Below are 20,538 nucleotides of genomic sequence, written 5' to 3'. Positions count from 1 at the left end.
TTCAGACATTTACGGCACTTCGGTCTAATTTTAGTAATTTTACATTATTAAAATTTAAGACTATGAAAGATTTACTAAGAACAAGCACTTCATTAACTGAAGGGATTGAAAATATATTGAACTTACAGGCAAAATTAGAAAGCGACGCTTCAAACAAATATTTAGCTATGGCAGCATGGTTAGATAGAAATGGTTATGCTAATACAGCATCTTACTTGTATAAGCAAGCCGAAGAAGAAAGAGAGCATTTTCTAAAAGTTTTCAAATATATTACAGATATGGGAGGGATTGCAGTTACGCCATCTAATCCAGAAGTACAGCAGGAATTTGCTTCTTTGAGAGAAGTATTTGAAATTGCTTTACAAAATGAAATTGCAGTTACTCAAGCGGTTAATAAAGTAATTGCAAAATGTAGAGCTGAAAACGACTACGCTACAGAAGATTTCATGATGTGGTATGTTGCTGAGCAAAGAGAAGAAGAGAAAAACGCAAGAAGAGCATTAGAGCTTTTTGAGTTGATCGATGAAAATGAAGCTGCTGGAAAATTCCAATTGGATGTACAGATAGCAAAAATCGGATAATTAAAACCGAGATTTATAAAATAAAAAGCCCTTAATAATTCAATATTAAGGGCTTCTTTTGTTTATTCATTCATCAAAGTTTCAATCTCGTCAGCTTCAACTGGAATGTTTCTCATTAAGTTGAAAGGCTCTCCTTTTTCCTGAACGACAACATTATCTTCTAAACGGATTCCGAATTTTTCTGCTGGAATGTAAATTCCTGGCTCAACTGTGAAAACCATATTCGGTTTCATTGGTTCGTGAAGCAATCCGTAATCGTGCGTGTCTAGTCCCATGTGGTGCGAAGTTCCGTGCATGAAATATTTTTTGTAAGCAGGCCATTCTGGATTTTCGTTCTGAACATCAGCTTTATCTAATAAGCCTAAACCAAGCAATTCAGAAGTCATAATTTTACCTACTTCAATATGATATTGTTTCCAAAGCGTTCCAGGAGTAAGCATTTTTGTAGCTTCATTTTTAACTCTTAAAACCGCGTTGTAAACCGCTTTTTGGCGATCTGTAAAACGTCCAGAAACTGGAATTGTTCTTGTCATATCGCTTGAATAATTAGCGTATTCTGCAGCAACATCCAATAATAATAAATCACCTGCTTTACATTGCTGATTGTTTTCGATATAATGCAAAACATTCGCATTGTTTCCAGAAGCAATAATTGGCGTGTAAGCAAAACCTCTTGAGCGGTTACGGATAAATTCGTGTGCCAATTCAGCTTCCACTTCATATTCTGTAACGTTTGGTTTTACAAATCCTAATAATCTGCGGAAACCTTTTTCTGTAATATCACAAGCGTGCTGAATCAAATCGATTTCTTCGCTTTCTTTTACAGAACGAAGTCTTTGTAAAATTGGGTTGCTTTTTGCCACATTGTGTGCAGGATAACGCTCTTTCCACCATTTTACAAAGCGAGCTTCACGCGTTTCTGTTTCAACAGTAGCGCGGTAATGTTCGTTGGTATTGATATACATCGTGTCGGCATACGTCATCATCTCGTTCAAAACTTTATGAAAATCCTGTAACCAATAAACTGTTCTAATTCCCGAAACCTGAAATGCGCGTTCTTTTGTTAGTTTTTCACCTTCCCAAACCGCGATATGATCGTTTGTTTCTCTCAAGAAAAGAATTTCTCTCTGACTTTCATAAGGCGCATCCGGAAACAAAAGCAAAACACTTTCTTCCTGATCGACACCGCTCAGATAAAAAATATCTCTGTGCTGCGCAAAAGGAAGTGTACTGTCGGCACTAATTGGGTAAATGTCATTTGAATTGAACACGGCAACTGAGTTAGGTTTCATTTCTGCCATGAACTTTCTGCGGTTTTTTACAAAAAGACCACTGTTTATTTGATGATATTTCATAATTATTTCATTTTTGAACTTCGAATTTCAAAATTACATATTTTAAGGATTTTAAGCGAAATAGATTTATTAAAGTTTTCTTATTTGTTTTGGTTCTAGAGTTTTTGCCACGAAGGCGCAAAGGCGCAAAGTTTTTTGTTTCACGCAGATTTAGGAGATTTTGCAGATTTTTACCCAATCTTGTCATCTCGACGAAGGAGAGATCTCCGCAAGAAACTCTACAAAGATTGGCAATTAATCTTAGCAACTTAGAGTCTTTCTGTCTCAGAATCTTGATAATGGCGTGTCCCTCCGGGTCGGGCTTTCGGCTTTATCTTTTATTCCGCTCCGCTACATAAAAGGATACCGCCTCTATCCCTCACGCAAGTTTAGTTTTTTGTTCAAGTTTTCTTCTGGAATTTCAGAATGATTTTCAATTGTTCAAATTCGTATATTGCTTTGGATTAATCGATATAAAAATGCAGGAATTATTAATAGAAAGCAAAGGAATAAAAACCGACCAATATTTTATACCGCCTTTTGAGTTGAGAGAAGGAGAACTGGTTGTAATATATCTGTACGGAGGAGCTCATTTTCAAAATATCAAAACAGGACTAGTTAATATTTTTACTGGAAAAGTAAAAAATGAAAATATCAGGGTTGAGAAAATATTGACTTATGTGGATTATTTTAGAGAATCAAAATTTAGAAGATTGTTTTTTCCACTTAGAGTCGATGAATATTTAAGGAAAAATGCAAATTTGGAAAGTAAATTTATTCAGAGACTTTATGAAAATCCCTGGATTAACAAAAAAACAAAAATAAATGAACTTGGCTGGAATACTAAAAGGCTTCTTTCGTTATACGCCACATTTTCTAAAACAAAATATATTGTTTTTGAGTTAGCGGGACAGGGCCCCGTTGATGCAAAAGAAACTATTGATATAGTTAGAAATGAAATTAAAGACGGAGGTTCCGCAATATTAATTGATTGGGCAGAAGATATGAAAGAGAATTGTGATAAATTTATAAGTATTGAATGGACAGAAAACTTTAATGGGAGTGAAAAAATAATTCAATTTTGAATGAAAGATGACTGAAATAAGAAAAATCCGTATCCAAGACCTAGATTTCGTCTACAAATCAATATGCGAGCTCGAAAATGAAGTTTTTGATTTCGAAACTTTCAAAAGCATATTCAACGAAAACATTTCAAACCCAAATCATCTTTATTTAATTGCGGAAAGCGGAAACGAAAGTTTAGGTTTCATAACATTTCATGTTCAAAATTTAATGCATCATTGCGGTTTGGTTGGCGAAATTCAGGAGTTTTTTATCGACAAAAATCACCGTGGAAAAGGCGTTGGAAGAAAATTAGTTGATGAAATAATTCAGTATTCTAAACAGAATAATCTAAAAAGCATCGAAGTAACGACAAACAAAAAGCGAGTAGAAAACGTAGCAATTTATGAAAATCTAGGTTTTACTTTGAGTCATAATAAATTTACGATTTTAAAATAACGAAAAAACAAACTTTGAGTCTTTGTGCCTTCGTGGCAAAAAGCATTTCTTAATAAATGAATAAACTAAACCCATCCATAAAACATCATTTAATAATTGGAGCTTTAATTAGCATTTGGCTTTTCGTTTTTGCATTCATTATAAGACCTTTTGACGATGGAACTATAAATTTTCAATCCTGGCTTTTAATAAGTATTGGATTCAGTTTGCTGGCTTTTTTGTGTTATGGAATTCTGGCAATTATTCAAAAAGTGATTTACGAGAAAAGTTCAACTTGGAATATCGCATTAGAAATAAGCGGAATTATATTTTTTTATCTGATTTATTTACTCGGAGTTTACACTTATTACAAAAGTCCAGTTCTAAACGGCGGATATAATTTTACTGAATTCCTCACTATAATTTTCATCAAAGTTGCACTAATTCTGACTCCAGTAATTATTCTGGCAAGAAGATATTTAATTAAGCTGATTCCGATAAAAGAAGATGTTCTGATTTTTAAAGGAGAAAATAAACACGACATTTTAAAAATCAAAAAAGCCGATTTGGTTTGTATTTCGAATGCGCAGAATTATGTCGAGATTTTTTATATCGAAAATGATAAACTTCACTCTAAACTTATTCGGTCTTCGCTTAAAAAAATTCAGAAAGATTTTGATTTTTTGGTTCAAATACATCGTTCGCATTTAATAAATCCGCTCCATTTTAAGTCTTGGAAAGATTCAAATACAATTGTTTTGACACAAATTGAACTTCCGGTTTCTAAAAATTATAAAGAAGCTCTTTTGGCTTTATAATTTTTATACCTAAAAAGAAGTGTTTTGTACCTAAGCCAATAAAATCAATAGTTTAGAGGTTTTCTTGTTCTAGTTTTGTTTTTCAATTTTAAAAACAATTATGAAAACAAAACATTTATGCCTTCTCGGATTATTATTTTTTCTTCTCAGTTATCTCTTCTTTTCCAAAGTTCTGCCAGATTTTAATATACCAATGGATTTGCCTCATTTATTTAATATAATTGGGGCTTGTTTATTGTTGTCTTTTAATGATGTTTTTCCGAAAAACAGATTGAATTCTGTTGCTTGTTTTGTAACATCTTTAGGTGTTGTTGCTCACATCGGACTTTGTACAATTGATTTTATTATGTTCAGTTTTGGCAATGATGACTTGGTTAGAGATCAGTTTAGTAATCATATCAGTAATTCGCCATTTATTTTATATTCTTTTATAATAATTGGTCCATCTTTACTTTTTATTGGTTTGTCTTTACATGTATTGCGATTTATTAAAACAAATGCAATCAGTTCTATTTTGGTTTTTCTTTCTTCGATAGCAATTGGCGTTTCGTTTTTTGTATTGAAAAATGGAGTTTATATGCTGTTGAGTTGTTTGGTTTTTGTTTTGGGATTGGGATTTTTGCTGTTTAGAAAGGAAGAAAAGTTAATTAGATAATTTGTCAATTTGATAATTAGATAATTCCCCGATTTTGCGCATGACCTTTGTCAAAGTTTTAAACTTTGACAAAGGATTTTTTACTTGTCATTCTGAGGAACGAAGAATCTCACAAGGAATTCCGCAAACAAATTCACTAATCTTTGACGAAATACTAATGCGATTCTTCGTTCCTCAGAATGACAAAAAATGTGTATAAAAAAACCGAAACAATTAAGTTTCGGTTTTTTATTTGGAATTTGGGTTTTCAAAAATTGGAATTTTAATTTATTCCACCCATTTATAATATCTAGCCCCAATTAAAACAGGGATTTCTTTTTCAATTCGGTCCAAGACCCATTCTTGTTTCGGAGTTCTTACGCTTTGTTTTAGTTCTTTTTTATGAAGACCTTCATAAGTATTGAAATCAATTTCTACGCTTTCTGCTAAATTTTCAAAAAGCTTCACATTTGCTAATGCTGATTTCCATTCTGGTTGAATTGTTCCTTCAAAAACTTTCGATTTTGATCCGCTTCCGTAAGCTAAGAATCCAAATTTTTCTCCGGCAACTTCATTATTAGTATCATAAAAATGCGCCAAAGTCGATAATAATCCCATGAAAATAGAACCTGTATATAGATTTCCAATTAAAGAAGAAGCTAATTCAGCAGGTTGTAATTTCTCCGTTACAAAACTTCTGTAATCATCCGATTTTGCTACTTCTTTAATTTTGGCCTGATAATCTGCAGGAGCAATATCATCAGCAATAATTTTTTCGGCACTGTCTAAAGCATAAATTTCAGACAACATTCTACGACCTTGAAAAGAATAAGGCAAGTGCATCACGATACTGTGCCAAGTGTTGTATAAAGTCTCGGTCGTATTTTTTAATTTTTTGAATGAAAAATACGCATTACGCGTACGATCCATATAACATTGATTCGAATATTGGCCGTCAAAAACTGGCTGATCTTTATGGATTTCGATTTCGGCTTCTAAATTGTCAAACCAAGAATCGTTGTTGGTGTTTTTCGTGATTTCTTCTTTAGAAATTGTTCTATAAGGCTTAAAGAAGTCAAAAACACCTTTTGTGCTCGTTGCCCAATTGTCATCAAAAGCAATAATTTTTGGGTTTGCAGCAATTAACATTGCAACAGCTCCGGCACCTTGAGTGTATTCTCCGCCAGAATTTAAATCGTATTTAGCGAAATCACTTGTAACTACAATTGCTTTTTTTGTCGGATTCAATTTTACAAAATCCAAACAGTTTTGAAGTGCATCAACACCGCCAATACAGGCAAAAGTAAAATCGACAACATCGCATTCAGCCAAAGCATCTTCGCCAAATTTTTGCTCCATTAAACTAATAAGGTAAGAAGCAATTGGCTTAGAACTGTCAACACCGCTTTCGGTACCAACATAAATACGGCTGATTTCGTTAAGGTTTATATTGTTGTCATGAATCAATTTGGTTAAAGCATTTGCTCCAAAAACAACAGCATCTTGGTGAACGTCTGGAAAAGTCATTTTTAGTAATCCAAGACCTTTTTCTAATTTTTCTGGTTCAATATTTCTGGCAACAGCCAAAGTTTTTATGGGTAAATGTATGTTTGCTACATCAAATGAGATAGCATCAATTCCTGTTTTCATTCTTAATTTTTTGAGCCGCTAAAGGTAAAACTATGTTGTGGAATGACAATTTTTTACTTAGACAAAATTTCTGCTGAACATCACTTTTAAAGAAAACAAATCAAAACTTTGAATAAAATAACAATATGATAAATTTTTGGTAATCTACTTAGAGGGTAATTTTTTCTTTAAGTCTTAAAAAGCAGTGTCTTGACGTTTTCCATAGTGAATTATTTTTTAGCAGCTTCATTTTTGTACGTAAAAATACGTAGAAAGGGGCTATTTTAAAATCATTATAAATAACAGCGAAATGGTTGTAGTTCTTTTGTAATTGAGTTATTTTTGTCTAATTTTTTAAAACAAACTACTTAACACTTATGGCACAATCTGCACAGTTGAATGCTTCCATCTTAAAGAAAGTAGCAATGGCTCTTTCGGGAATATTCTTAATCACGTTTTTAGCGCTGCATGTTACCTTAAATTTTATTTCTATTTTGAGTGAACCCGTTTTTAACGAAGTTTCTCATTTTATGGGTTACAATCCGCTAATACAATATGTAATGCAGCCAGTTTTGGCATTCGGAGTAATTTTGCACTTCGTAATGGGATTTGTTCTTACTGCTCAAAACAGCGCGGCAAGACCAATTTCGTACGCAAAGTACAATGGAGCAGCAAACGCTTCTTGGAGTTCTAGAAATATGATTATTTCTGGATTGGTTATTTTAGCATTCTTAGTATTGCACTTTTATGATTTCTGGTTTCCTGAATTAAGCTATAAATATGTAGCAGGTACAGCTCCAGACGCTACAAGATATTATGGTGAGTTAGTTCACAAATTTCACAGTCCAGTTCGTACAGGATTATACTGTATTTCTTTTATCCTTTTAGGATTTCACTTATGGCACGGATTTGCATCTTCTCTTCAATCAATGGGGATGCACAACAAATATTCAAGATTTTTGGCAAAAGTAGGTTACTGGTTTGCAGTTGTTGTACCAGCAGCTTTTGTAATTATCGCACTTTTTCATCATTTCAACCAATAATTAATATCAATTATAATGGCATTAGATTCAAAAATTCCAAATGGTCCTATAGCGGACAAATGGACAAATTATAAAGATCATATTAATTTAGTAAACCCAGCTAACAAACGTAACTTAGATATTATTGTTGTTGGTACAGGTTTGGCTGGAGGTTCGGCTGCGGCTACTCTAGCAGAGTTAGGATATAACGTAAAAGCATTCTGCTTCCAAGATTCTCCACGTCGTGCGCACTCTATTGCTGCACAAGGGGGGATCAACGCGGCAAAAAACTATAAAGGAGACGGTGACTCTGTTTACAGATTATTTTACGATACTGTAAAAGGAGGAGATTACCGTGCTCGTGAAGCAAACGTTCACCGTTTGGCTGAAGTTTCTGCAAACATCATCGACCAATGTGTGGCTCAAGGGGTGCCATTGGCTCGTGAGTACGGCGGACTTCTTGACAACCGTTCTTTTGGAGGAACTTTGGTTTCTCGTACATTCTACGCACAAGGACAAACTGGACAACAATTATTGTTGGGAGCTTATTCTGCAATGAACCGTCAGATTGGTCGTGGAAAAATCAAAATGTACAACCGTCACGAAATGCTTGACATTGTAATCGTGAACGGAAAAGCGAGAGGTATTATCGCTCGTAACTTAATCACTGGAGAAATAGAAAGACATTCTGCTCACGCGGTAGTAATTGGTTCTGGAGGATACGGAAACGTATTTTTCCTTTCAACAAATGCTATGGGATCAAACGCAACAGCAGCTTGGAAAATTCATAAAAAAGGAGCGTTTTTCGCAAATCCTTGTTATACGCAGATTCACCCAACATGTATTCCAGTTTCTGGAGATCACCAGTCAAAATTGACTTTGATGTCTGAATCATTACGTAATGACGGTCGTATTTGGGTTCCTGCAAAATTAGAAGATGCTCAGGCAATTCGTGAAGGAAGAAAAAAAGCAACTGATTTATCTGAAGCAGAAAGAGATTATTTCTTAGAAAGAAGATATCCTGCTTTTGGTAACCTTGTACCTCGTGACGTTGCGTCTCGTGCGGCTAAAGAAAGATGTGATGCTGGTTTTGGAGTTAACAAAACGGGAGAAGCAGTTTACTTAGATTTCGCAGCAGCGATCAAACGTTACGGAACTGAAGAAGCTTATGTAAAAGGTTTAGATGCTAATGATTCAGCTTTAGTAACTAAATTAGGAACTGCAATCGTAAAAAGTAAATACGGAAACTTATTCCAAATGTACTTGAAAATTGTAGACGAAGATCCTTATGTAACGCCAATGATGATTTACCCAGCGGTTCACTACACAATGGGTGGAACTTGGGTTGATTACAACTTAATGACTACAATTCCTGGATGTTTCTCAATTGGAGAATCTAACTTCTCTGACCACGGAGCAAACAGACTTGGAGCTTCTGCTTTAATGCAAGGTTTAGCTGATGGATATTTCGTATTGCCTTATACTATCGGAGATTATTTAGCTCCAGATATTAAAATGGGTGAAATTTCTACAGATTTGCCAGAATTTGTTGAAGCGGAGAAAGCGGTAAAAGATCAAATCGAGAAATTTATCAATAACAACGGTAAACATTCTGTAGATTATTTCCACAAAAAATTAGGGAAAATCATGTGGGATAAAGTAGGTATGGCTCGTAATGCTAAAGGTTTAACTGAAGCTATCGAAGAAATTGCTGCTTTACGTGAAGAGTTTTATAGAGATGTAAAAGTGCCAGGAAGCGCTAACGAATTTAATCAGGAATTAGAAAAAGCAACTCGTGTTGCCGATTTCTTAGAATTAGGAGAATTGTTCGCGAAAGATGCTTTACACCGTAACGAATCTTGTGGAGGTCACTTCCGTGAGGAATACCAGACAGAAGAAGGAGAAGCACTTCGTGATGACGATAACTTTGCATACGTTGCAGCTTGGGAATACAAAGGAAAACCAAGTGATGCGGTATTACACAAAGAACCTCTGAATTACGAAAACATTAAATTAGTTCAAAGAAGCTACAAATAGTATTTGAATATTGATTCAATACTTAAAACTGATACAAAATGAAACTTACATTAAAAATATGGCGTCAGAAAAACGCCCAAGATAAAGGAGGGATTGTAGAATATCCTATCGATGGAATCGAACCAGATATGTCTTTCCTTGAAATGCTTGATGTTCTTAACGAACAATTAATCAACAAAGGAGACGAGCCAGTTGCATTTGACCACGATTGTCGTGAGGGAATCTGCGGAATGTGTTCTTTATTCATCAACGGTGAAGCACACGGACCAGATAGAGGAGTAACAACTTGCCAATTGCACATGCGTATGTTTAAAGATGGTGACACGATTTTTATCGAGCCATTTAGAGCAAAAGCTTTCCCAGTAATTAAAGATTTAGTTGTTGACAGAAGCTCTTTTGATAGAATCCAACATGCAGGAGGATTTATTTCTGTAAACACTTCAGGAAATACAATCGACGCGAATACTATTCCAATTCCAAAAGACGATGCAGATAAATCATTTGATGCTGCTGCTTGTATTGGTTGTGGAGCTTGTGTTGCAACTTGTAAAAACTCTTCAGCAATGTTATTCGTTTCTGCAAAAGTTTCTCAATATGCATTATTGCCACAAGGTAAAGTTGAAGCAACTGACCGTGTATTAAACATGGTTCACCAAATGGACTTAGAAGGTTTCGGAAACTGTACAAATACAGGAGCTTGTGAAATCGAATGTCCAAAAGGAATTTCGCTTGAAAATATCGCACGTATGAACCGTGAGTATTTAGCAGCAAGCTTAAAAGGATAAAGAATACAATTTAGTATATTTGAAAAACGCTTCCGTTACGACGGAAGCGTTTTTTGTTTTTATTCGTAATACAATTGCGAAGCACTTATTTCTTGTTTTTCCTTTCCTTCTGGCTGAATGAAACAGTTTAAAATCGTTCCGCCAGTTAAATCAAAATAATTGATATTGATCTTATGGAATCCTTTTTCTAGTTTAACTGCCCCATAAGCTTCATTTGCCCAATGAATTTTATCGTTATCTACAATTAATTCATTATCAATAAAAAGCTTCGATCCGTCGTCTGAAAGTGTCGAAAACGTATAATTTCCAGTTTCTGGAATAAAGATATATCCGTTAAGTTTTAAACCAATGTAACGCTCTAATTTTGTTTTCCATTTTTCAGCGCTGATTTTGCCTTCTAAAATTCCAGAGTTTATTGGTTTTGCCAATTCTAAATCCTGAGTTTGCTGAAATAATTTTCCAGTGAAATATTGATACTGCAAACCATTTTTTTTGGGTTGAATTGCCAAAGCAGGTTTTAAATCAGGATTTCGGACAATTATTTTATTGATTGAACTTCTTTTACCGCTTTCGCTAATTTGAATCGTTTTAATAATTCGATATTCACTTTTTGGAATATTGATTTTTACGGGATTTTGATACAGATTTGCAGTTTCATCAGGATTATAGCCATCGATCGTGTAGAAGATTTTTCCGTTTTTGATGGTTGATTTTAAGTCTAAAATATATGTCGAAGCAATTAAAGCCGTTTCATCAGCACCAAAAGGAGTTGGGACTTTATACAATCTTTTTTGTTGTTCTAATTTTTCTAAATGATATGGCAATTGATTTTGTACAAAATGATTGTAATTTTTGTTTTGAGGTGCTGTCCACGCAATTTCTGCTAAAGCAAACATTCGCGGGTACAACATATAATTCAGTTTTGCTTCGCTTGTCAAATATTCCGACCAAAGATTAGCCTGTACACCCAGAATATATTTTTGTTCTTCAATCGTTAAACTGTCAACCGGCGTTGGATTATAATGGTAGATTTTTTCTAAAGTGCTCAATCGCCCAACTGTCAACGGTTCGTTTGGTGAATAACCTTGATTGTAATCAAAATAAACCGTTCCTTCTGGAGTCATTACGACGGGATGTTTCAATTTTGCAGCATGAATTCCACCCGATTCTCCTCGCCAAGACATAACAGTAGCGTTTGGTGCTAAGCCGCCTTCCAAGATTTCATCCCAACCGAAAATCTGTCTTCCATTGGCATTCAAAAACTTTTCAATTCTTTTAATGAAATAACTCTGCAATTCATGTTCGTCTTTTAAACCTAAATCTTTGATTCTTTTTTGACAATTCGGGCAGACTTTCCATCTTGTTTTTGGGCACTCGTCTCCGCCAACATGGATATAATTACTTGGAAATAATTCCATAACTTCTTTTAAAACATCTTCCAAAAAAGTAAAAGTTTCCTCTTTTCCGGCGCAAAAAACGTCTTCAAAAACACCCCAAGATTCTACGACTTTATAATTTCGATCTGGAAAACAAGCCAAATTTGGATAAGCTGTAACAGCCGCCGAAGCATGTCCAGGCATTTCGATTTCGGGAATAATATTGACATAATTCTCTTCGGCAAATTTTACAACTTCTTTAATTTCTTCTTGAGTGTAAAATCCGCCGTAAGGATTTCCGTCGAAAAAAAACGGAGATCTTTCGAATTTATTGCCAACTAAAGTCTGCGCTCTTTTTGAACCAATTTCGGTTAGTTTTGGATATTTTTTGATCTCAATTCGCCATCCCTGATCGTCTGTTAAGTGCCAATGAAAGGTGTTTAGCTTATAGCTAGACATTTGTCTGATAAAATCTTTTATAACATTAACAGAGAAAAAATGACGGCAAACATCTAGGTGTAAACCGCGATACCCGTATCGTGGTTGGTCTCGAACGATGACGCATGGAAATTTTAGCTCTTTTTTGGAAGGATCATTTGGTAAAAATTGCAATAATGTCTGAACAGCATAAAATAATCCTTCTTCTTGACCGCTTACTAAAATTTTATTCTTAGAAATTTCGATTTTAAAAGCTTCTTTTGAGGCCAATTTTTCATTTGTATCGAACTCAATTTTGATATTTGATTTTTTGGAATCTGAAAATGAATTTACAGCCGACTCAAAAATTTTAGCCGATTTCAATTCCTTTTGGCTGTAATTTTTGTTTTTAAAAGTAACTTGAACTTTTCCATTTATTTGAATGCTGTCTCCAGTCAATTTATAAAAATTTGGAGCCGGAATAATAGAAATGTTCTGTTGTGAATTTTGTGCTTTTCCATTTAAAAAAGAAAGAACAAAAAATATAAAAAGGAATTTTTTCATAAGAGAAAAACTTTAGATTTTTATTAAAAACAGTTTTAAAGATATTGAAATGCTTTTAAAACTAAATTATTGAAAATTTTTATTGCCAATACGGCTTTTGGTTTCGATGATTATTTAACGAATTGTTTATTTTTGTAAATAGAAAAAATCAATCGGCATGAGCACTGAAAATGAAGTTTTAAATTACAGTAAAGAAGAACGTAAAAACCATATTCTAAAAGAGATCAACTTGCACACGCGTGTCAGTTTTGAAACGCTGTCGGCTAAACTTGGTGTTTCAGAAGATACAATTCGCCGTGATATTAATGAATTGGACGCTGAAGCACTTATTATCAAAGTAAAAGGCGGTGCGATGACCAAAGGATATCACTATTCTTCATCTAATCAGACTTATGCGGTAGAAGCGAAACAAGTTATTGCACAAAAAGCAGTTAGTCTTCTTCATGACGGAATGGTTATTATTGTTGACGGAGGAACTACGATTCGAGAATTCATCCGATTAATTCCAAACGATCTTAATCTAACTGTTTTTACTATTACCGCTTTAACAGCAGTTCAGCTTTTAGATAAACCAAATATTAAAACTATCATGATTGGCGGAAGCATTTCTTCTTACAGTCAGATGTGTGTGAGCGGAGAAGTCTTTCATCAATTAGCGAATATAAAAGCAGACCTTTTGGTTTTAGGGACAAATGCTTTAGACGTCGATGGCGGATATTCTGATTCGGATTGGGAAACTGTCCAGGTGAAAAAAGCCATGATTCACGCTTCTAAAAAAACAGCAGTTTTAACGATTACCGAAAAACTGAATACAGTTCTAAAAATGAAAATTGCTAGTTTGTCTGAGGTGAATTACGTTATTACCGAGGAAGAGCCAAATCACAAAAAACTACAGCCATACAAAAGCGCCGTTCCGAGTTTGGTTGTGATCTAATCCCAATTTTTAACTAAAAAATCAATCCAGTTCTGATGAAAGATTTTCTTTAGATCTTCATCAGAATACCCCTTGTTTTTAAAAATCAAAACCAATTTCTGTAAATCTGCGATCGTATCTAAATCGTACGGACATTGTTCGGTTCCAAAAGCGCCATCAAGATCAGAACCGATTCCGATATGTTTGGCATTTCCAGCTAGCTGACAGATATGATCCATGTGCTGAAAAGCGGTTTCGAGATTGCAATTCATTTTTTTCGGATCAGAAATTCCTCTCTCCCAATTCGGAACCATCATCCAAGCATCCAAAGCGCCTCCGATTACAGCACCTCTTTCTATTAAAGCCATTATCATTTCGTCGCTGTATTGTCGATTATGATTGACCAAAGCCCTACAATTGGTATGGCTTGCCCAAACTGCACCATTAAAATTGTCCAATGCCTGCCAAAATGCATCGTCGCACAAATGAGTTGCATCAAGAATTACGTTTAAACGCTCCATTTCTTTTAATAATTCGATGCCGTTTGCATTCATTTTTCCAGTTGCATCGGTTCCGTTGGCGTACCTTCCAGGACCGTAATGCGCAGGTCCAACAGCACGCAATCCGTAATTATAAGCTCTTTCTAAATAGGAAATGTCCACAAAAGAATCTGCGCCTTCTAGACTTAAAATGTAGCCAATTGGTTTTTTATCGTTTGGCGTTCCGTTATTCCATAAATCGAAATGTTTTAATAACGAATTTTTATCTGTAATCTGTTTCATTTCACCCGCTTCTTCCATGCTTTTGTACCAAGCCAGCTGTCCCTGAGTCTGTGCCCAAGCTTGTTCTGGAGAATTCCATCCTGGAATAATACTGTTGGGTTTTACAAAACGTGCTATTTGAGTGGCAACTACAATTCCGATATTTCCTCTTCGTAGATCAGGAAAAGAAACAGTTGCGCGTTCGCGATCTGGTTTGTCGGTCATTCCTTTTTCTAAATGACGAAGGGTAGGAACATCATTTCTTAAATCGCGGTTCCATTCCATCGCATTCATGCTGAGGTCTAAGTGGGCGTCTAGTATAAACATAATCTTGTTTTAAAAATTGATTTTACGCGTTCTTGCCCTAACAGGCCAGGTTGCATAAATTTGATGTTTTTTGTTTACGGCCTGCACATTATCATAAAGTGCAACGGTCGGGCAGACGTGATAGGGTTTAGCATAAATAATATCTCCAATTTGATAGTCATTTTCACCTTTATTTTTGACAACCAAATGTTCTTCAGAATGTGAAATCGGAATTAGATTTTCATCATTTAAAATCACTAATCGTTTATCAATCGGATTTTCTGAGGAAACAGCTTTATAGCCAATATCGATACAGAAAGTATTTTTTGTTGGTTTAGAAATAATAGTTCCCACAATAACCAAAGCAGGTTTAAAATCTTGTTCGGGCAGATTGATTTGATAATTCGAATCCCAAAAAACAAAAGTTCCCGGACTGCATTCTACATTTTCTTGTTCGGCGTAAAAAGGAAAAGTATTCGAACCTCCGGCGACAATTTTTACATTTTCATTTATTTTCGATTGAATCAAATCAAAAGCTTTTGAGGCTTCTTGTTTTCTTTCTTCAACAGTTCCTTTTATATGTCCGTCGTAAATGTGAATTCCTTCAAATTTGATGTTTTCTAATTTCTGAATTTCACTAATTAAACCTATCCAGTTTTCTGAAAGTGAAAAACCTGTTCGATTCATTCCGGTATTCAAATCTAAATAGAGGCTTAAGGTCAGCTGATTTTCTTTCGCGAAAGCGTTTAAATTATTAGCGGTTTCTAGATTATCTACAATTGTAGAAAAATGCAGATCAGGATGCTTTTTTAGTAATGAAAAATATCTTTCGGCTTTTAATCCCACGGGCTGATAAGAAAGAAGAATATCGGGAATTTGATGAATTGCGGCCAATTCTGCTTCTGCAATTGTGGCGCATTTTACTTTTTTAATGTTGTAAATTTTAAACAATTCTAGAATATCACCGTTTTTATGTGTTTTAATATGCGGACGAAGTTTTTGCGTATCGCCTTTTAAATAAGAAATCAGCTTTTCGATATTCTGTCGCACGCGATCTTCATACACCGCCAGAAAAGGCGTGTCTATTAAAGTTTCGGGGTTTATTTTCCACCAGTTCTTCTGCATAAATCTTAATTTTTTGCCACGAATTGCGCGAATTTCAAGTAATTAAATTTGTGAAAATTTGTGCAATTTGTGGTTGTATTTTTTCAACACATAGAATCATAGTTTTTCTTTGTGTTGAAAAAGGTGTTTCACTTGTTTAAATGCACATAGTAATTATGTGTTTTTATTTTTTTTAACCACAACCCGAGCGATAGCGAACAGGCGAAGCAATTGCACAAATTTCCGCAAATTAAATTACTTGAAATTTGTGTAATCCGTGGCTATATAAAAGGCTTTTAGTACAATTCAAAAAGCGCTTCAACTTCAACGGGAATATTGTCTGGAAGCGATCCGAAACCTACTGCACTTCTCACACCAATTCCGTTTTCTTGTCCCCAAACTTCTGCAAATAATTCGCTGCAACCATTTATTACATAAGGATGTTTAAGAAAATCTGAAGTACAGTTTACCATTCCTAGAACTTTGATTACTCTTTTTATTTTACTCAGACTTCCAAAATTGGTAACGATTGTTGAAAGCATTGTTAAGCCTACTTGTCTTGCTGCCAATTTTCCAGCTTCGATATCCATATCTTCTCCGATTCTGCCTATAATTAAAGATTTATCGTCTTGAACAGGTCCGTGTCCAGACAAATACAAATATTTTCCGTCTACCAAATACGGTTTGTATATTCCTAACGGCTGTGGAGCAGGAGGAAGTGACAAACCTAGACTTTCGAATTTTTCTTGCGGATTTAAACTCATGATTTTAATGTATTAAAGCGTTTAAAATAAATATAAATACAATTCCTAAAACAGAAACTAGAGATTCCATTACTGTCCAGGATCTAAAAGTGTCTTTTAGACTAATATTGAAATATTCTTTGAACATCCAGAAACTCGGATCGTTTACGTGCGAACACATTAAACTTCCAGCTCCGACAGAAAGTACAAAGAGATTAGGGTCAAGATCGTTAATTTGTAATAAAGGTACTAAAACACTCGCGGTCATTAAACCAGCCGCAGTTGCAGAACCAACGCAGACGCGAATAATGGCAGCCATCATCCAAGCCAATAAATACGGATGAATATTTACTTGGTTTAAAGTTGAAACAATGGTTTCGTTTACACCGCTTACAATCATTACTTCTTTTAAACAGCCGGCGCCACCAACAATCAAAACAATCAAAGCAACATCTTTGATGGCTTGCGTGTAATCATCCATTACAGAAGACATTGTTCTGTTCATTTTAATTCCTAAAGTGTAGGTGCAGAGCAAAAGCGATAAAAGCATTATCATACTTGGATCTCCGATAATTTTGCAGATTGCAATCAGTTTTTCATTATCTGAAATTAAAGGAAGCAAAGATGTAATTGTCAATCCAAAAACGGGAAATAGGGCAGAAAATAAACTTAAGCCAAAGCTTGGCAATTTGCCTTCATTTTTTACTTCTTCTACATTTAAAATTTCATGTTCCGATTCGGTTTTAATATTCTTAAATAGAGTTGAAAACCATAAACCAGCAATTAAAATGGTTGGAATCGCGATTATAATTCCATAAATTAGTACAAGTCCAATGTCTGCTTTTAGAATACTGCTCAATGCCATTGGCGAAGGATGCGGTGGAAGAAAACCATGTGCTACAGAAAGTGAAGCCAGCATAGGAATTCCTAAATATACTTTTGATAATTTGAATTGATGTGCTACAGAGAATATCAGCGGAACTAATAGCACAAACCCAACACTGTAAAAAAGCGGAATTCCAATTATGAATCCGGTAATCATTAAACCCAAGCGAACATATTTTCTACCTGTCCAGCTCATAACGGTTTTGGCAATTACATTTGCTGCTCCAGAAGAGACAGCGAGTTTTCCGATACAAGTTCCGAAAACGATAATTAAAGTAATGGAGCCTAACATTTCGCCAAGGCCTTTTTGAAGAACAGGGGAAATGTTCTCAATTGGCAATCCAAGGAAAAGTGCTGCTAAAAGCGAAGTAATAATAAAGGCTATAAACGGATTAATTTTAAACCAAGCAATCTGTAAAATCAAGAAAATAATGCAAGCTGTGAGTATAAGAATGCTCATGGTTTGTGATTGGTTTTTAGTTAGTTGTAATTGTGGTTGGAAATTCAAATATATAAAATAATTTCAAGTATCGCATTTTTTTTGCAAAAACTGCATTTTTTTTGCAATCCAAATGTTAAAATTATGGAGTAATAAATGAAGTATACACTGATGTTTTCTACCTTTATATAAAATTATAAAAATGAAAATTGCCTTAATCCAAACCGATCTTTTTTGGCAGAACGCCGATAAAAACCGAGAGAATTTCGATTCAAAAATCAATGAAATCGAGTCGGAAGTAAATTTAATTGTACTTCCAGAAATGTTTTCGACGGGATTTACCATGAAAGCTTCTGAAGTTGCCGAAACAATGCACGGAGAAACGATTGCTTGGATGAAATTAAAAGCAAAACAAAAAAATGCTGCCGTGACAGGAAGCATTGTCATTACAGAAAACGGAAAATATTATAATCGAATGTTTTTTGTTTTTCCGTCGGGCGAAATTCAATATTACGATAAAAGACATTCGTTTTCTCTCGCTGGCGAAGACAAAGTTTATACACGCGGAAACCAAAAAGTTATTGTCAATTATTTGAATTGGAAAATATGTCTTCAAATTTGTTACGATTTGAGATTTCCGGTTTTTGCTCGAAATGTAGAAAATTACGACCTTATTCTATATGTTGCCAATTGGCCAAAAGTGCGCACCAACGCTTGGGATACTTTACTAAAAGCCCGCGCCATAGAAAATCTTTCTTATGTTGTTGGAGTAAATAGAATTGGAAACGATGCTCACGATTATGAACATGTGGGGCACTCGCAGGCAATAGATTTTTTAGGCAATTATATTTTAGAGCCACAAGAAAAAAATGGTGTCTTTGTCATAGAATTGGACAAAAACACCATGTATGAAACGCGTAAAAAACTGGATTTTTTAAGCGATAAAGATCAGTTTGAAATTAAACTTTAAAACGCTTTTCGTTTCTTTTCTGCTTCTTTTTTCTTTTTATCGTCTTGTTTTTTCTCGACTTCGGGATTAAACGGAATACTCAAGTCAATTGTTTCGTTCCGATCCCAATTGGCGCGCACATCAAACTCTTGCTGATTGTAAAATACCTCTTCGGCATATTTCTTTTCTAAGAAATTACCTGTATCGTATTGTTTGTTTTTGTTGTCATCGTAAATAACACGCACAGTAAAAAGGTCAGGCTGGAGTAGATTGAATTCCAATGTCGTTGCGCCTTCAGAATAGCCTTCAGCCAGAACAACATCTCCTTTTTTATTGGTCAATTCAACAATAATAGGAAAACGTTTTACATTTTTTAAATTCAAGATAATATTCCCGTAATCGGCATATTCTTTTGTGTTGAGTTTATACGATAAAGTGTCGTTTGTCTTTTCGTAAAAATCTGTCAAAGCACCTGGCAAGAAAGTGAAATTGTATTTTTCTAAAGGTTCTTTTTTGAAATCTATATATAATTTCTGGTCAAATTCATCGTATTCTGTTGTGTAAGGAACAGCAACAGAATCTTTATTCACCAAATTGATTTTAGACTTATCAAATTTCACCAATGGGGTTTCGGTTTCCAGTGTAAAACGTTCTCTAAAATTAATTTGGCCGTTTTGTACCGCCTTAATATTTAGGGTGTCTTTTTTCAAAGCTTTAATTTTAAAAGAAAACTTTTTGTTGTAGCTCCCTTTCTCCACTTCCATAGATAATGAATCGGCCTTTAAAGGTTTGTACCAGACCTGAAGTGAATCTTTTTTAGGGAATTGCGTTATAATAGTTTCTAGAACTTCATCGCCGTTTTTAAGAACAATTTTTGGTTTTGAATTTTTGAAATTCTGTTTTCCGTCATACGGAAGATACAAACGGTTTCCAGAAGCCTGAATAGGTTTGAACGTTTTTAATGGCAATGTTTCTTTAAATAATTCTAATTCATAAACAGTATCTGTCGGAATAGTGATGTAGTTTTTTAAGAAACCGATTTTATCATCTTTCGGGTTGAATTTATTGTTTGATCCTTTGTCTTTTAATGCCACCAAAAGATATTTTCCTTCTTTTAAATTTTCGAATTGAAAAGTTCGCATACTGTCCAAAGTATTGGTGATGTAGCGCGGAAATTCTTTGTAAATAGTAGAATCTTTGTATTTGTCATTTATTTCGTATAACATTACAGAAACGAAATTGTCAACATATTTTCCGTAAGAATCTTTAATTCTTCCGTTCAATTTAAGCGAATCAATGTGCGATCCTGTAGAAAAAATATATTTAAATTGGTTTAAAGCGTTTCCTTCATTATTGTCAGTAATTGCTTGTCCAAAATTAAAACTATACGTGGTGTTTGGCTGTAAGGTATCTCGAATTTCAATCTTTAAAAATTTACTCACCGTTGAAGGCGTGATTAAAGGTTCATTTTTTAAAGGAGGAGAAATAATCAGCTGTTTATTGGTGTTTTTAAGCTTGACATATTCGTCGAAATTTAAAAGGATCGTATTTCCTTTAAAATCTGTAGAATAATTTTCGGGAAAGCTAGAGACCAAGACGGGAGCTAATGTATCTTTTAAACCGCCGGTAATACTGCCTCGCTTAGCGCAGCTTATCATTGATATTAAAATTATAAAGGCAATATATTTTAAAGTGTTTTTCAACATAACGGTTTTTCAATTTGATTGCACAAAATAACAAT

At 34.5% G+C, this 20,538-nt stretch carries 18 protein-coding genes; 10 read left to right on the top strand and 8 right to left on the bottom strand.

What is annotated here, in order from left to right; all coding sequences use genetic code 11:
• Positions 1-62: 62 nt before the first annotated feature.
• A complete protein-coding gene (locus AC3E9W_RS00905; protein ID WP_306153467.1) occupies positions 63-581 on the top strand; it encodes a ferritin in 519 nt (172 codons plus the stop codon).
• Positions 582-643: 62 nt separating this feature from the next.
• On the opposite strand, the gene AC3E9W_RS00900 is transcribed toward AC3E9W_RS00905, so the two are convergent.
• Positions 644-1,936 (bottom strand): aminopeptidase P family protein, encoded by a 1,293-nt coding sequence (locus tag AC3E9W_RS00900; RefSeq protein ID WP_488766308.1) that lies wholly within the window; start codon positions 1,934-1,936, stop codon positions 644-646.
• Positions 1,937-2,394: 458 nt separating this feature from the next.
• Between AC3E9W_RS00900 and AC3E9W_RS00895 the strand changes: the two genes are divergently transcribed.
• The 4 genes from AC3E9W_RS00895 to AC3E9W_RS00880 all read left to right on the top strand — a co-directional run bounded on the left by AC3E9W_RS00895 (position 2,395) and on the right by AC3E9W_RS00880 (position 4,888).
• A complete protein-coding gene (locus AC3E9W_RS00895) occupies positions 2,395-3,000 on the top strand; it encodes a hypothetical protein (protein WP_488766307.1) in 606 nt (201 codons plus the stop codon).
• A gap of 7 nt (positions 3,001-3,007) precedes the next feature.
• Positions 3,008-3,436, top strand: a complete 429-nt coding sequence (locus tag AC3E9W_RS00890) for a GNAT family N-acetyltransferase (RefSeq protein ID WP_488766305.1) — start codon at positions 3,008-3,010, stop codon at positions 3,434-3,436.
• Between the two features lie 56 nt (positions 3,437-3,492).
• Positions 3,493-4,233, top strand: coding sequence for a LytTR family DNA-binding domain-containing protein (locus tag AC3E9W_RS00885; RefSeq protein ID WP_488766303.1), 741 nt, complete (start codon positions 3,493-3,495; stop codon positions 4,231-4,233).
• A gap of 100 nt (positions 4,234-4,333) precedes the next feature.
• Entirely contained in the window at positions 4,334-4,888 is a 555-nt protein-coding gene (locus AC3E9W_RS00880) for a hypothetical protein (RefSeq protein WP_488766301.1), read from the top strand.
• Positions 4,889-5,155: 267 nt separating this feature from the next.
• Here AC3E9W_RS00880 and AC3E9W_RS00875 read toward each other — a convergent pair whose 3' ends face one another.
• On the bottom strand, positions 5,156-6,517 hold the full coding sequence (locus tag AC3E9W_RS00875) for a hydroxymethylglutaryl-CoA synthase family protein (RefSeq protein ID WP_488766299.1): 1,362 nt from the start codon (positions 6,515-6,517) through the stop codon (positions 5,156-5,158).
• Positions 6,518-6,873: 356 nt separating this feature from the next.
• Between AC3E9W_RS00875 and AC3E9W_RS00870 the strand changes: the two genes are divergently transcribed.
• From AC3E9W_RS00870 to AC3E9W_RS00860, 3 genes are read left to right on the top strand one after another with little or no spacing between them, the layout of a single operon-like run.
• On the top strand, positions 6,874-7,539 hold the full coding sequence (locus tag AC3E9W_RS00870) for a succinate dehydrogenase cytochrome b subunit (protein WP_306153454.1): 666 nt from the start codon (positions 6,874-6,876) through the stop codon (positions 7,537-7,539).
• Between the two features lie 15 nt (positions 7,540-7,554).
• Positions 7,555-9,555, top strand: coding sequence for a fumarate reductase/succinate dehydrogenase flavoprotein subunit (locus AC3E9W_RS00865; RefSeq protein ID WP_306153451.1), 2,001 nt, complete (start codon positions 7,555-7,557; stop codon positions 9,553-9,555).
• A gap of 38 nt (positions 9,556-9,593) precedes the next feature.
• Positions 9,594-10,340: a succinate dehydrogenase/fumarate reductase iron-sulfur subunit gene (locus AC3E9W_RS00860; protein WP_306153449.1), complete on the top strand. Its 747-nt coding sequence runs from the start codon at positions 9,594-9,596 to the stop codon at positions 10,338-10,340.
• A 59-nt stretch (positions 10,341-10,399) separates the two neighbouring features.
• On the opposite strand, the gene AC3E9W_RS00855 is transcribed toward AC3E9W_RS00860, so the two are convergent.
• Positions 10,400-12,697 (bottom strand): family 20 glycosylhydrolase, encoded by a 2,298-nt coding sequence (locus AC3E9W_RS00855; RefSeq protein WP_488766297.1) that lies wholly within the window; start codon positions 12,695-12,697, stop codon positions 10,400-10,402.
• 157 nt (positions 12,698-12,854) lie between these two features.
• Here AC3E9W_RS00855 and AC3E9W_RS00850 point away from each other — a divergent pair, with 157 nt between their 5' ends.
• The gene (locus AC3E9W_RS00850; protein WP_456894725.1) at positions 12,855-13,631 is read left to right on the top strand and encodes a DeoR/GlpR family DNA-binding transcription regulator; all 777 of its coding nucleotides are present in this window, start codon (positions 12,855-12,857) and stop codon (positions 13,629-13,631) included.
• On the opposite strand, the gene AC3E9W_RS00845 is transcribed toward AC3E9W_RS00850, so the two are convergent.
• From AC3E9W_RS00845 to AC3E9W_RS00830, 4 genes are all read right to left on the bottom strand, one after another.
• Entirely contained in the window at positions 13,628-14,698 is a 1,071-nt protein-coding gene (locus AC3E9W_RS00845) for a dipeptidase (protein ID WP_488766294.1), read from the bottom strand. The two genes, AC3E9W_RS00850 and AC3E9W_RS00845, sit on opposite strands and share 4 nt — an antisense overlap.
• Before the next feature lie 9 nt (positions 14,699-14,707).
• On the bottom strand, positions 14,708-15,802 hold the full coding sequence (locus tag AC3E9W_RS00840; protein WP_488766292.1) for a D-TA family PLP-dependent enzyme: 1,095 nt from the start codon (positions 15,800-15,802) through the stop codon (positions 14,708-14,710).
• Between the two features lie 275 nt (positions 15,803-16,077).
• On the bottom strand, positions 16,078-16,545 hold the full coding sequence (locus tag AC3E9W_RS00835; RefSeq protein ID WP_306153440.1) for a RidA family protein: 468 nt from the start codon (positions 16,543-16,545) through the stop codon (positions 16,078-16,080).
• Positions 16,546-16,549: 4 nt separating this feature from the next.
• Positions 16,550-17,869 carry a GntP family permease gene (locus AC3E9W_RS00830; RefSeq protein WP_488766290.1) on the bottom strand — a complete coding sequence of 440 codons (1,320 nt, stop codon included), beginning with the start codon at positions 17,867-17,869 and terminating at the stop codon, positions 16,550-16,552.
• A gap of 181 nt (positions 17,870-18,050) precedes the next feature.
• Between AC3E9W_RS00830 and AC3E9W_RS00825 the strand changes: the two genes are divergently transcribed.
• Positions 18,051-18,818, top strand: coding sequence for a nitrilase family protein (locus AC3E9W_RS00825; RefSeq protein ID WP_488766289.1), 768 nt, complete (start codon positions 18,051-18,053; stop codon positions 18,816-18,818).
• Here the strand turns inward: AC3E9W_RS00825 and AC3E9W_RS00820 are convergent.
• Positions 18,815-20,503: an Ig-like domain-containing domain gene (locus tag AC3E9W_RS00820; protein WP_488766287.1), complete on the bottom strand. Its 1,689-nt coding sequence runs from the start codon at positions 20,501-20,503 to the stop codon at positions 18,815-18,817. The genes AC3E9W_RS00825 and AC3E9W_RS00820 overlap by 4 nt on opposite strands.
• Between the last annotated feature and the right edge of the window lie 35 nt (positions 20,504-20,538).

The sequence above is a fragment of the Flavobacterium sp. 38 genome (genome assembly GCF_057799715.1).
Note: the sequence above shows the minus strand (reverse complement) of the source record. Positions and strands in the feature narration are given on the sequence as shown.